The 12,958-nt window shown below is 44.2% G+C and carries 14 protein-coding genes; 7 read left to right on the top strand and 7 right to left on the bottom strand.

Annotation, left to right across the window (positions count from 1 at the left end; translation table 11 throughout):
* Window positions 1-10 precede the first annotated feature (10 nt).
* Together ACMXYT_RS17525 and ACMXYT_RS17520 are read left to right on the top strand one after the other, a co-directional pair.
* Window positions 11-373, top strand: a complete 363-nt coding sequence (locus ACMXYT_RS17525; RefSeq protein WP_415912920.1) for a hypothetical protein — start codon at window positions 11-13, stop codon at window positions 371-373.
* Between the two features lie 9 nt (window positions 374-382).
* Entirely contained in the window at window positions 383-928 is a 546-nt protein-coding gene (locus ACMXYT_RS17520; protein WP_415912919.1) for an NADAR family protein, read from the top strand.
* Between the two features lie 167 nt (window positions 929-1,095).
* Here the strand turns inward: ACMXYT_RS17520 and ACMXYT_RS17515 are convergent, their stop codons facing one another.
* The gene (locus tag ACMXYT_RS17515; RefSeq protein WP_415912918.1) at window positions 1,096-1,542 is read right to left on the bottom strand and encodes a YkvA family protein; all 447 of its coding nucleotides are present in this window, start codon (window positions 1,540-1,542) and stop codon (window positions 1,096-1,098) included.
* Window positions 1,543-1,721: 179 nt separating this feature from the next.
* Between ACMXYT_RS17515 and ACMXYT_RS17510 the strand changes: the two genes are divergently transcribed.
* The 4 genes from ACMXYT_RS17510 (at window position 1,722) to ACMXYT_RS17495 (ending at window position 7,100) form a co-directional block, all read left to right on the top strand.
* Window positions 1,722-2,786 (top strand): NUDIX domain-containing protein, encoded by a 1,065-nt coding sequence (locus ACMXYT_RS17510; protein ID WP_415912917.1) that lies wholly within the window; start codon window positions 1,722-1,724, stop codon window positions 2,784-2,786.
* Window positions 2,787-2,901: 115 nt separating this feature from the next.
* Window positions 2,902-3,966: an NUDIX domain-containing protein gene (locus ACMXYT_RS17505; RefSeq protein WP_415912916.1), complete on the top strand. Its 1,065-nt coding sequence runs from the start codon at window positions 2,902-2,904 to the stop codon at window positions 3,964-3,966.
* A 196-nt stretch (window positions 3,967-4,162) separates the two neighbouring features.
* A complete protein-coding gene (locus ACMXYT_RS17500; protein WP_415912915.1) occupies window positions 4,163-5,533 on the top strand; it encodes a nicotinate phosphoribosyltransferase in 1,371 nt (456 codons plus the stop codon).
* 160 nt (window positions 5,534-5,693) lie between these two features.
* Window positions 5,694-7,100 (top strand): diguanylate cyclase, encoded by a 1,407-nt coding sequence (locus ACMXYT_RS17495; protein WP_415912914.1) that lies wholly within the window; start codon window positions 5,694-5,696, stop codon window positions 7,098-7,100.
* Here ACMXYT_RS17495 and ACMXYT_RS17490 read toward each other — a convergent pair.
* Complete coding sequence (locus tag ACMXYT_RS17490) at window positions 7,089-8,702, bottom strand: hypothetical protein (RefSeq protein ID WP_415912913.1); 1,614 nt, start codon at window positions 8,700-8,702, stop codon at window positions 7,089-7,091. The two genes, ACMXYT_RS17495 and ACMXYT_RS17490, sit on opposite strands and share 12 nt — an antisense overlap.
* A 96-nt stretch (window positions 8,703-8,798) precedes the next feature.
* Between ACMXYT_RS17490 and ACMXYT_RS17485 the strand changes: the two genes are divergently transcribed.
* Window positions 8,799-9,245: a hypothetical protein gene (locus ACMXYT_RS17485; RefSeq protein ID WP_415912912.1), complete on the top strand. Its 447-nt coding sequence runs from the start codon at window positions 8,799-8,801 to the stop codon at window positions 9,243-9,245.
* On the opposite strand, the gene ACMXYT_RS17480 is transcribed toward ACMXYT_RS17485, so the two are convergent.
* The 5 genes from ACMXYT_RS17480 to ACMXYT_RS17460 all read right to left on the bottom strand — a co-directional run bounded on the left by ACMXYT_RS17480 (window position 9,242) and on the right by ACMXYT_RS17460 (window position 12,837).
* A complete protein-coding gene (locus ACMXYT_RS17480) occupies window positions 9,242-10,426 on the bottom strand; it encodes a hypothetical protein (RefSeq protein WP_415912911.1) in 1,185 nt (394 codons plus the stop codon). The two genes, ACMXYT_RS17485 and ACMXYT_RS17480, sit on opposite strands and share 4 nt — an antisense overlap.
* Window positions 10,427-10,531: 105 nt before the next feature.
* Window positions 10,532-11,317, bottom strand: coding sequence for an NYN domain-containing protein (locus tag ACMXYT_RS17475; RefSeq protein WP_415912910.1), 786 nt, complete (start codon window positions 11,315-11,317; stop codon window positions 10,532-10,534).
* Between the two features lie 103 nt (window positions 11,318-11,420).
* Window positions 11,421-11,834 (bottom strand): hypothetical protein, encoded by a 414-nt coding sequence (locus ACMXYT_RS17470; RefSeq protein WP_415912909.1) that lies wholly within the window; start codon window positions 11,832-11,834, stop codon window positions 11,421-11,423.
* A 62-nt stretch (window positions 11,835-11,896) separates the two neighbouring features.
* Window positions 11,897-12,331, bottom strand: a complete 435-nt coding sequence (locus tag ACMXYT_RS17465; protein WP_415912908.1) for a hypothetical protein — start codon at window positions 12,329-12,331, stop codon at window positions 11,897-11,899.
* Window positions 12,332-12,426: 95 nt separating this feature from the next.
* A complete protein-coding gene (locus tag ACMXYT_RS17460; RefSeq protein ID WP_415912907.1) occupies window positions 12,427-12,837 on the bottom strand; it encodes a hypothetical protein in 411 nt (136 codons plus the stop codon).
* Window positions 12,838-12,958: the final 121 nt, after the last annotated feature.

The following is a 12,958-nucleotide window of genomic DNA, read 5'->3' as shown; positions in this document are numbered from 1 at the left end:
AATATAACAAATGACCGGAAATTCTATTGATTCAGGTGTGGAGTCTCGCTCTACCACAAATAAAATTATTTGCTACTCCGCATACAGTATTTGGCTTATCTCAACGCTAGTGTGGGTGCTGCTATACCAATTTAGTATGCAGCCATCTTATTTGGTGGTCATGATAGTCGCCGCAGGGATTGGAACCTTCGCTACAGCGCTTTGCGCCTCAGATGTTTCCCGTATCCTTCATAATCGGTTTGGGAGAAATGAAAACACAGCTAGCTGGCAGTACAAACTTAGCATTATCAGCTTATTCTTTATTGCGGTTATGGCAATTCCAAGCCTTTACGCCACAATTGCTTTTGCGACGATAGGTAAGTACCTATCATAGGATCGAATTATGTTTGTAAAGCGAACAGAGACTCACTTTTATTTTTGGCTGAAGGATTGTCCACTCAGTAACTGGTTTTCAGCTGAATTTGAATGGAAAGGTCATGAGTTCTCTAATTCAGAACAGGCCATGATGTGGGCAAAGGCGAAACTCTTTAAGGATGAGAACATGGCTGCCGAGATACTGACGATAACTGACCCTAAGAAAGCCAAGTGGAAGGGTAGGGACGTTACACCTTTCTCTGACGATGTTTGGCATATTTGGCGCGAAAAGATCATGCGCAGTATCTTATTAGCAAAATTCACGCAGCATTCTGCATGCAGGACGTTCTTATTAGACAAGCAAGGGCTAACGCTTGTAGAGGCGAGTGAGAGTGATGTTATTTGGGGTGTCGGCCTTAGGCCGGATGACCCAAGAGTGCTGGATGAACATAATTGGCGTGGCTTAAACCTTTTGGGGAAGAATCTTAATCGTACTTTAAGCTACATACTAAGCCACCCTGATCTAGTTTTCACTGGGCAGAAAATCAACCCTGAACAAACACTCAACCACTAAATCAAATTAAGATATTATTATGTCAAACAACCACACTTCTAAGAATATGAGTAAACACGAATCCATGCGAAAGTTGGTAAAGGCCTGCAGGCTCGCCATTAAGTCTGGAAAGTACCGAGTTACACTACTTAAAGGCGATCCCGACCCCAGACTTTTGAGTACAGAATTTAATAAGTGACGCTTTCGCCATCCATCGCATCTTCTATGGCCGTTTCAATCGCCTGACTTGTCTCGTGCCATACTTTAAAGTCCTCCAAGTCCTCGCTTGCTAAGTCTGCAGCCAATTTTAGAACAGCCGCATCATCCAAATAGCCCATCGTGACTAAAAAGTCTGGCACTAAGTCTACTGGCATAACAAAGTAGGCTAACGCACCACCTACCGCACTCATGATCTTCCATGGAACCTCTCTATAATCGCCTTTTGCGTAGGCCTTGGTCATCGACCCCATGGATTTTATTGTGCCCCACATGCGTCCTAGTGCACGAGGCTTCTTCTTTTCTAGTTTTTCCAGTTTAGCTTCACTGTCCCTACAGGTTTTACCCAGCCTCTCTTCAGTTTGCTGCTCTGCCTGCTCATTCAGCTTGCCGCGCGCCATTTTGTCTGAAAATCCCATAATATCTCCACAATATCTCATTCTTTAATACTATAATGTTTTTTCAGGCAGGGTCAATCCGTTGGTTTTTTGTGTTTTAGTATTGACCTTGAGGAAGAAGTGCGCTTTAATAGTTACATAATGTTATGAGGGGCTCATGACATTGAAACATATCAATCATCCATAAGGGGTTTATGGACATGAAGACCGCAGCTTTTATTGGTGTTTTCCCAATTCTTCAAAACGGACACTGTTCCATTTTTTCATACATGCTAGATGCTTATGATCGCGTCGTAATTATGATGGGTTCTGCAAATGAACGCCTGTCTATGACCAATCCATTCACGTATGAACAGAAGAAAGCATGGATTGAATTCACATTTGAGCGCCTTGCTGCGGCCAAAAATAAACCCAATTGGAATCAGAGCGGCGATCAGCTGATCTTCATCCCTATCAATGACTTTGTCTACAACAATACCAAGTGGGAATCACGCGCTTATGCGGCGGTTGCCGATGTTATCGGCGAAGACGCACAGGTGGACCTAATTGGCATACAGGAAGATGAAGCAAGCCAGTTTTACCTGCGAGGCTTCCCACAATGGAAACAGGACCTTCGTGAGCGCTTCGTTGATGTTGACAGCGAAACCGTTCTAAACGAGTGGTTCCGAAACGACATGCAGTCTCTAGGGAAGTTTGAAGGGGACGTACCTAAGTACGTTTTTGAGCAAATCACAAGCAACCCAGCCTTTCAGCCAAGCGCTGCGCTGGAAGAGTTTACTTTCTACGAGAAAGAAGCGCAGGCCTGTGCCGATTTCCCGCATATTGACTACCTGAAGTTTAACTGTGCCGACTCAGTGATTGTTTGTAAAAGTCATGTCCTGCTGACACAGCGCGGCGAAGCACCGGGTAAAGGCTGCTGGGCGCTTCCGGGTGGCTATGTTAAGCAGGGCGAGACCTGTCACGATGCAGCGATGCGCTCACTGTTTGCCAAGACGAACCTTAAAGTGCCATTTAAAATTATTAGTGATCCACGAAACATCACTGGTGAAAAACGTTTTGATGACCCAAATCGCTCAAAAGGCATTCCTCGCGTAACAGAAGCGTTTTATATCGAGATTGATGCAAATAAAGATGGCTCTCTACCTAAGATCACTGCCGGTGAGCGTGTAGAAAAGGTGGAGTGGGTACCACTTTATAAGCTAAATAAAATGTCCATGTTTGAAGATCATCTGGGCATTATTGATTACTTTACCGGCGCATTGTAATGCGCGCCTAGCACTACCAGCAAGACCTTCGCTGTCATTAAACGGGGTGTTTACTGACAGTTCCATAGCCACACGGTGTGGTTATGTTACAACCGACGTTAGGGGGACTCTCGTCATGAAGACCGCAGTTTTTGCAGGGCGCTTTTCGCCCATACAAATAGGACACATGTCCGTTTACTCATACATACAAGACAATTATGACCGCGCCATTATTTTGGTGGGCTCCGTTAATCGCTGCCTGTCAGATAAGAATCCGTTCCGCTTCACTGACCGAGAACGCTGGATTCAAGAAGCTTTTAGCTCGATGGCTAAGGCGAAAGGAATGGTGACATGGTCCTCTGATCAATTAACCATCATTCCTGTCAATGACTACGTCTACGATGACCCCCGCTGGGAATCTGAAACGGCGAAATTAGTTGAGTCAGTGGTGTCGACTAGAGATCAGATTTCGCTTGTGGGCTATGAGAAAGACACCAGTTCCTTTTATCTGCGGCGCTTCCCTCAATGGCAGCTTGATTTAAGGCCATTGGAAATTAATATCAATGCAACCGATATCCGTAATGCATGGTTTGAAAATGGCATGCAGGGATTAGGTGACATGGCCTCCATGGTACCGGATTTTGTCCGTAAGGATTTGGTGGACAACCCCATCCTTAAACGGGAAGGGCCTTACTCCGACTTCCTGTTCTATCAGGATGAAGCCAAGAGATTTGCCAACTATCCATATCCAGAAACTCTGCAGTTCAATACCGCAGATCTTATGGCCGTTTGTGATGATAATCTCCTATTGATAAGGCGCAAGAATGCTCCCGGGAAGGGATGTTGGGCACTGCCCGGTGGCTTTGTTGATAGTGGAGAATCGTTCCGCATGGCCGCGCTACGTGAGGTGGGTGAGGAGGCCAGTTTAGACAAAGAAATTCCTTTCCAAATACTGGGTGAGCAGATGTTTGATAAGCGCGAGCCTACATCAGGCATACCGCGCAAAACACAAGTGACTTGCATTGAAGTTCAGCGTGACGCTCAAGGGAATTTACCACTGGTAATTCCAGCAGATGATGCCGATGCAGCCCAGTGGTTTAGCATAAAAGAAGTCAAAGAGATGGCGCTGTTTTCTGATCACAGTGGCTTGATCAACAAACTATTAAACCAGATAAATGAGGAGCTAAATATCGCAGCATAAGTAAATTAAATTGGCGTTTATTCAACAGCTTAGACGGGGTGTTTAACAGTTTGAATTAGCCATTGCGCAAGACCAATCGCGCAAGACCTTAGGGTCACTCATACCTTTTCCGGGGGTCGGGAGGGGTAACAGATGCAAACACCACGGTGGTCGTGGGTGTGCGCATAACTATTACGACGCAAGGGGGACTTTCGTCATGAAGACCAATATTATTCTTAACACTGACAGCTATAAACTTTCTCACTACAAGCAGTACCCACCGGGTACAGAGTATGTATTCTCCTATATCGAATCACGCGGTGGTGCGTTTGACGACACCCTGTTTTTCGGCCTGCAAAAAGCCCTGATAGAGCTGAATGAAAACTTCCCAGATTGGGACGATTTCGAAGAAGCGAAATTCATCGCAGAACAACACGGCGAACCGTTCAATGAACAGGGTTGGAAAGACCTGATTGAACTGGGTTACTTCCCAATCAAGGTACGTGCCATCCCAGAAGGCTCGGTCACAGCAACCAAGAACGTCTTGGTCGGCATCGTTAATACCCTGCCAGAGTTCTACTGGTTGACTAGCTATCTGGAACCTTACTTCCTGCGAGCAGTTTGGTACCCAACTACAGTTGCTACATTGTCCTTTGAGTGCAAAAAGATCATTAAGCGCTTTATGGAGGCAACCTGTGACAATCTGGAAGGCCTGCCATTTAAGCTGCACGACTTCGGCGCTCGCGGGGTAAGCAGTGAAGAGTCTGCAGGGATTGGTGGTGCAGCGCACCTCGTCAATTTCATGGGTACTGACACGCTGTCTGCAATTCGTGTAGCACGCAAGTTCTATGATGCTGGTGTGTGTGGTTACTCCATTCCAGCGACTGAGCACAGTACAATTACCGCATGGGGCAGGGAAGGTGAGGCGGCAGCATACCGCAACATCCTGAAGCAGTTCCCTACAGGGCTAGTTGCGTGTGTCTCGGACTCGTACGATATCTTTAACGCGGTTGAAAATATCTGGGGTGACGAACTGCGCATGGCCGTTACCGAACGTGACGGTACACTGGTGATCCGTCCTGACAGTGGCGATCCAATTGAGGTCATCCCTGTATTGCTGGAAAGTCTGGGCCGTAAGTTTGGTTATTCTACAAACGCCAAAGGCTACAAAGTACTGAACAGTAAGGTTCGTCTGATTCAGGGCGATGGTGTCAATCTGGAATCGATCGGGAAAATACTGGAAGTGATGGCAGCTGCCCGCTGGTCGGCTGAAAACATTGCTTTCGGCATGGGCGGTGGTCTGTTACAACAGCTGGACCGTGACACGCTGAAATTTGCGATGAAAACCAGTGCGGTTCGCATTAATGGTGAATGGGTTGAAGTCTACAAAGACCCAATTACCGACAGTGGCAAACGCTCCAAACGCGGCGTCCAAGACTTTGTTAACGGTCAAACCGTTGCTATTGACCCTGAGTTGATCTTTAGTGACAACCCTAACTCTGATATGCAAACCGTGTATGAGAATGGCAAACTGATGAATGCACAATCATTCACTGAGATCCGCGATCGGGCTGATGCTGCAGCCTAACACGATGAAGACCACCATAAGTACTATATATAACTTATGGCGGTCTTTACTTATTTTTATTATAAATTATTGCAAGAAATCCCTTCATTTTATAAAGCTTTTCAATTTGATTTTTGTGGTTATACCGACTAAGCTGATTACTTAATGTACGGAGGCATGGATGAGCAGTAACGACGATTTACTACGCCGCATTAATGAACTTGAGGCTGAAAATAGTACACTCAAGACCGAACTGAAGTTGGCATCCGAGTCAGAAGCTAATCTTTTGGGCGCACTTCGCCTTAGCCCGATGGCGCTCTGCCATCATGATCACAAGCTTCGCTATACATGGCTGCACAATGGCCATATGGGCTTTAATCCAGATGACGTGATCGGTAAAACCGATTGGGATATTCTAGATAAGTGCCTTGCTGATCGTATGGGTGAAATTAAACAACGAGTGCTCGACACTGGAGTAGGAGAGCGCGTTGAAATCCCAACCACCCTTAATGACCCTAACTCAGAGTATTTTGATCTCATCGTTCAGCCTCGGCGGAATGAGCAAGGTGAGATTGTTGGTCTGTCCTGCAGTGGTATCGATGTCACTGAAGACAGGCGGAGGCGTGAGGCCTATCGTAATTCAGAAGAGAATCTCCGCTATATCTTCAATGCATCACCTATCCCTATATTGCTGACCCGACTTAGTGATGGAAAGCCACTTTTCTTCAATGAAGCGGCTGAGTCGCGCTTTAACCTGAGTCAGCTGGGGACACCGGGCATTCCAGTCAGTACACTGGACCTTATCTCACTTGAACGCAATATTGGCGCTATGCTTATGGCCGGTGCTACTGTTCAGAACTGTGAGTTTGATTATGATGATGGCGATCAAGGTATTCATTGGTCGCTGGATGCTATGAAAGTTTTTTATAATAATGAAGAAGCTGTTTTATCAACTTTTCATGACCTTACGGACCAAATCCGCCAGCGCCGAAAACTAGAAGAGGCTAAGAAAAACGCAGAGTTCCTAGCCAACACCGATGTTCTCACAGGCCTACTAAACCGTAGAGCATTGTTTCAACGAGGTGCCGATCTCTTTAGTCACCAACGACGCCTAAATAACAAATTTTGCGTTATCATTATGGACGTTGATCTCTTTAAGCAAATCAATGATAAGTGGGGGCATCAGGCAGGAGATACTGTTCTAGAGCAATTGGGAATCTTACTGTGCAACTCTCTGCGAAATGATGATATTGCCGCCCGTTATGGGGGAGAAGAGTTCGCAATTATTTTACCAGATACCGGCATACAAGGCGCGTGCTTATGGACCAATCGCCTAAGGCAGAGCATTGCAGATCTTACCTTCGATGCCGGAGACGAAGAAGGTAGTACGTTTTCTATATCCGCAAGTTTTGGTGTTTCAAGTTTCAATGAAGATCACTCATCAATAGACTCTATGATTAAGGCGGCAGATGCCGCCCTATATCAAGCTAAGCATGAAGGTCGAAACCGTGTTCGCTGTGCTTGCAAAAAAGGTTGCAGCCGCGCTCTTTGCCATGGCAATAAAACTTTAATTGCATCACATGGCTAACTCTTGGGACTGAGTCTCTTTCCGAGGCTCTGCCCAAGGAATACCTTCCACCAAAGGCCCTTTGCAGATCATCTCTTGCTCAAAGGTGTTTAATTGGCGAAGTCGGTCTTTCGCGCTGTCGGGTTCGTACCCTTTGATCTGCAATCCCTGAGCCTTTAACGCCTTTAGAACTTCCTTATTAATATTCTTTGGCACTACAGCTCCGACAAATTCATTAATTTCGACTGCTCTTTTAAATTTGGCTTCTAAGTATGTTGTTGGTGATGCCTTCAGTTCAGCTAAATACTGATCTAGCTGCTCAATGACTTCATCATCATAGTCCTCAAAATACTCATTAAAACCCCGTAATCCAGAGACTATGTATGACTGAATTCCTTTTGCGGCTTCTTCTAAGTAACCAAACCTATTAGAATCGTATTTGTAATAGAGCTGAAGAGCCATCGCCATATCAGCTAATGTATCATTTGCATTGGCTTTCATAGTTTTCATTGCATCTTCCGAAACCATATTAGACATGCAATGTTCTAGTTGCGCTACATTTTTCACCTGAGAGGTCATTGCTGCACGTAACTCACCCGCACCGCAGAAAATCATATTACCCTCAGTATTACGGTACTGAGATCTCATCTCCTTAACTACGGACTCCAAACTGTAAGGCACTTTCTTACATTGGCCATTCCTATCCCGCTTTTCAGAATAGAAAAACATTTCACCCACGCAATCACCAAAGTGAGCATCTAGCCATTCTTCAAATTTCCTTCCATGCTTTTCAGCGAAAGGAAACAACGATTTCCTAAGCTTATAATTATCTATAGGATCAGATTTCATGTGCATTCTTAAATCACAGTAAAGTTTATACAAGCCATGATTTGAAACCTTTTTGCCCTGATCCGTTTCTTCCATTACTCTAGAGGCGATACGTTGGTGCCAAATTGGTATTTCTTCCTGAACGCATTCTTCGCGGAACTCCTCTTCAACATCGCTATTTACAGCACGTGCTATTTTCTCAGCCTCAATGCTAATAGATTCCATTAAGATTGCCCTAAGTTCTTCAGTCACCTCAGGGCTATCAGCGTTAATCATATGCTCAGGATATTTTTTCAACCAATTGACAATCTTGCGATGGCCCAGCAAGCCTGTTTCATACTGCTTTGTTACTTTAGGCAATCGTGGGTTTCGACCCATATCCCTTGCGAATGCATAGAGGAGAAATGGGGAATTTGAAGCAGCATCTTTAAGCGATTTTAGACCATTGCTTCTCAATGTCTCACATACCGTTTCGTGTGAAAATTTCATGTCTTGCGGGTATTTTGACTGCATCTCATCCAACACATCCCCCACCAAACGCTCATTAATTTTATAGCCTGTTTCAGGGTGGCGCTTAGACCATATGTCAGCATCAAAGACAGCAACCTTTCTCGGATTTAGCATTTGTGCCGGTGCGATTAAAGTGATTTCTCCATATTTCTCAAGCCCAATATCTGAACGCACTAAGGCCATTGATGGGCAAGGAAGCCCTCCAATCTCAATTGCGTTTTTGAGTGCGTCTTCACTTAGATTGTGAATGCCAAATAATCGCGTCTGATGCATTGAGGAAGTCATGACAGGAAATCTCTTTTAATTATTGTTATAATATTCTAGCAGTTTATGCTAACCTAAGATAGCAATCGAAGATTGAATTTTTTGGAGTTTTATTGCATGAACGGTTGGAAAAAAGCCATATCTGCAACTGTACTGGCTACTGCATTTTTAACTACAGGCTGCACGAGTATTACTTACGACACGGCATTTAAAGTAAAGCAAGAGGTTAGGCTTCCTGTTTATTACAATCTATCCTCAGCCTTCTTGGTTATGAAGGAACAAGAAACCTTACCCTTTATGACCTTCTTAGGGAACAAATCCATCATGTTTGTAAGTCGTCCTTTAGGATTTTCAACTCCCGATCACTTATCAGGAACCGAGCAAGTTTACTTAAGTCTCGGTGGTGGGGCTTTCTTTGTAAGCGACAATGTTGACCAGTTTAAAGATGGAACATTTCACGATTTAAGAAATGGCCCCCTTGTCTCAGAAGATGGCTGCTTTGAAGCGAAATTAGAATTTATAGATCAAATAGTAATTCGAGATATTTGCGAAGCCCAGAGTTAAAACCCCAACTCTGGGTGCTCCTGCTGCAATCTCTCAAGGAATTTGGATTCAACCTTAGAGAGATACTCACTTGGCAACTTCTGCTTGTCCCAATTTTCAATTTTATCTTGAAAAATTACACCAGCAGGGGCGCTGTACCGTAACGGATCATAGGTTGAATCCCACCAAACTCCATCCAAGCCTAACTTATCCTTAGCATAAGTTAAGGCGGCTTGCGTGATGGAGCACAAATCACCTTCCCTTCCTAATTCAGATTTGAACTGGGAGGAGGGCTCTATTTCAATCACTGCACTAACAAGCTCTTCCTGCTCATCAGCCTCTTTAAATGCTTCTTCGTAGGTATCGTATACATACCTCATATCCTGCAACATCTCATCATCATAGTAGCTGAAGCAGTACTTCTCTTTAACCTCGAAAAGTCCAGATTCCAATGCCCAGCATTCAATTGCATCAACGTGTGCATCTGAATTCACAACTGCCCAAAAATCCAAAAATTTTGCTGGTGTGTCTTGATGTGTCAGTTTGTGAAGGCTTCCATGCAAAGCGCCTTTTGCAATTCTTTGCCATGTCTCAGGGCAGGGTGAAATGCTCAAGCCATCGCCCTCGAAACTATAACCCTTTCGATCTTCAATATCTAATGTCCCAATGTGGTAGCTGGTTTTTACTGCTTGTAATGGCCATTCTAGGATTTTTTGTGGCGCTAATAGTAATTTCAAAGACGGAAGGATCTCCGATCCAATCATTTCCTTTAGCCTATCGCTAGCTTGTGGCTCCAAGCTCAACTCTGTGGCTTCGATTTCTTGTTGTGAAACACTTCGTAGATCAATAGTTTCTATCGACTTATGTGTAGAGGACCAGTATTCATCGTACCAACTTTGCAGGTACGCATCACGAGAATGAACACCGTCTCCATCAATAATAATATTATGGCCTGACGGCAGCTGCGCCTGAATGGCAACGTGTTCAATTTGGCTGTTTTCGCTCCGAACCACACCGCACAGACTCGCTTTTATGCCAGCTCCCTGAAGCACCTCATTCAGCGATTCAGCGGCCAAACGGCACCCGCCAAACGTGAATCCGTCCGCTCCTTCAGGTAATAAATCAAACACCTCTAAGTTATCTTTGAAAAAAGTTTTAACTTTCTGGCTTACCTTTTTTTTGCGGTATTCCAATACATTCACACCTTCACTCCTCGCTTGTTACGCGCGACGTAGTTCGCTTTCACTAAATATTATAATACATCATAGCTACATATTAAAATTTGACGGTCAGGCATGAATCATTCTTTAAGAAATGCTTACAATAGAATTACTATTACTTTTAGTTCTTAATTGATCTTCATTTGGCCATGATGGAACAATGCAGTCAGTGCTCAATGATACAAGCATATGGTTATTGCTACCTCTCCTGCAATCAAGTCCCTTTGTGCGCTTAAGCAATTCTATAACATTTCTCACACCGTAGGACTCGTAGCAAATATTATGCTCTTCGCGCAGCTTTTCACCAACCATGTGCGCTGGTATCCAATCTTCACGCTGCTTTTGCTGTAACTTACTAACAACGTTCAATATGAGCGAGTATAGGGCACGATTTTTATCAGCGCTACCATTCGTGTTATTTGATGATTTTGTGAGGATATGCAACGTGTCCGGCGTGGTTTGCAATGCATGAATCGCATGCTCCTCACAAAAAAGAAGCGTGTGAAATCCACGCCTACTACAATCCTCTAGCAGTGGAATAAAATCACTATCAGAACTGACAATCGCAAGCGCATCAATATCCGCCTCATAAGTGGTACGCATCGCGTCAATAATGATTGCTATGTCGGCCGTATTTTTTGCGTGGCGATAGTTAGGTTGATGCACAGGCCGAATACCAAATTCGGACATTGCACCAAAGGATTTCCTCATGCGAGGATGATTCCAATCAGCGAAAGCTCGGCTCACTTTAATAGTGCCAAGCTCACGTAATGACGCCATCACATCTTCTAAATTACCGTGATGGACATTCTCTGCGTCAATGTAGAGTGCGATATTTTTCGCATCATTTTTCTTATTCTTATTCGTTTTCATTAATTCACCTTAGTACTATATTAAAACAGTAATAATATTAAGGTGCAAGTTGAGACGACAAAAAGGCCGCATCATGGCGACCTTGTTTTCTTTCATTAAGGCATTAGTGGGGGAGTGCGATTACCTTGTAATGCGTGGTATGCCAGTCTTTCGGCGCATCTATTAGTATCCACTCACCCTGCTTCCAGTAACCCAAGGTGGGATCACCACAACCCTCGAACGGGTCATTGCTGTACAGCAAGAACGGTAGCGGACCATCGGGCAAGTTGACGGGCTCGTTATCTTCACCGTACTCCAAAGGTGCAGCCGCTTCAATTCCCGGCGTTACAATAAAGGATTCAGGCCTAAAGGGTACCGCTCCACCAGCAAGCAACTTAAATTCACTGGTCTCCGTATCCAGATAGCCCAGACGGGGTTCATTATCTTCAGAATACAGAATCAGGGATTGCCCATCGTAACCACATGGTACATTCGTAGGGCCTGACAAAGGAGAATACTCAATTATAACTCGTTCCATATCTTTTCCCGAATTGGCAAAATTTATAAAACTATAATAATAATATATTAAAAAGTCAAGTTTTAGGCGGCGCGACTCTCATCTACATCGTGGCCTGCCAACGAAATTACGGCAACAATCAAGTGTTGTTGCAAGAGTACGTGCTCTTGATCTGCACCCTTATGCCCATGTGCCGAAACAATAAATGCATCACCCACCAAGGTAACCTCTGCTGTAATGACAGTGCCGTCAACTGGGTTTGTGTGAATAAGGTGCACTTGAGAGTCATGTCCATCAACTGTGCGCCACCCAGCTTTAGCCAGTACAGCATTGGCCGACAGGTAATTCTTCATATCAGCAATTTTGGTCAGCTTCTCATCACACGCTGTGTGCCAAAAGGTCTTAATGCGACCGAGCTCTTCCAGTCGACTCTTATTCAGCATGCTACTGCAAGTCGCGGCGGATTTTCCCAGTAGATTACGATTAATGAAATTGAAAACACTATTGACGCGATTCATGATCTTATCCTTAATTTCTTATAAGGATATTTTATCAAACCATTTTGTGCAGTGCAACAACTGCATATAAAATAGACAGGTGCTTTAGTGCCCACCTACATGTAATTTAGTAGCGGGTAAGCATCTTTTAAACGACACTGATGTTGAAATAAAGACAACTCTTGGTCTGGATTTACTACCTTAACCCTCACCTCTAGATCACCATATTGCTCAGTCTGAGGACGAAGTATTGTATTAGATACTCCATAATAACGCCGGATCTCACGCCCATCAGGGCTGATCCCCTCAATATCTGCAGCACAAATAACCTCAGCGAACATATACACCGCCTTACTGTCCGGCTTAAGTGTAAAATTCACATCAACGGTGCACTCCGCCTCATTGCATGCAAATACAGCCTTATGCGACACCAAACATGCATCATTAATGCAATGTTGCTCTGCATTAGCATTTGCTACAGTGCACAAAATAAATAAGGAGAGGGGAATAATTCTGATTACATCCATGCTTTGAATTATATCCATAATAATGAGCAGACAGCAAGCAATCAAGTAATGCTATTCTTATTTATTTGCGTTATATTATTGACAGGTTTTGTGAAAATTGTAAAACTGGTTAAATACAACC

Origin of the sequence: Neptuniibacter sp. QD37_11, from assembly GCF_047778105.1 — a bacterium.
Classification (GTDB): Bacteria; Pseudomonadota; Gammaproteobacteria; order Pseudomonadales; family Balneatricaceae; genus Neptuniibacter.
The sequence above is the reverse complement of the archived record's forward strand: the minus strand, read 5'-3'. Positions and strand labels throughout refer to the sequence as shown.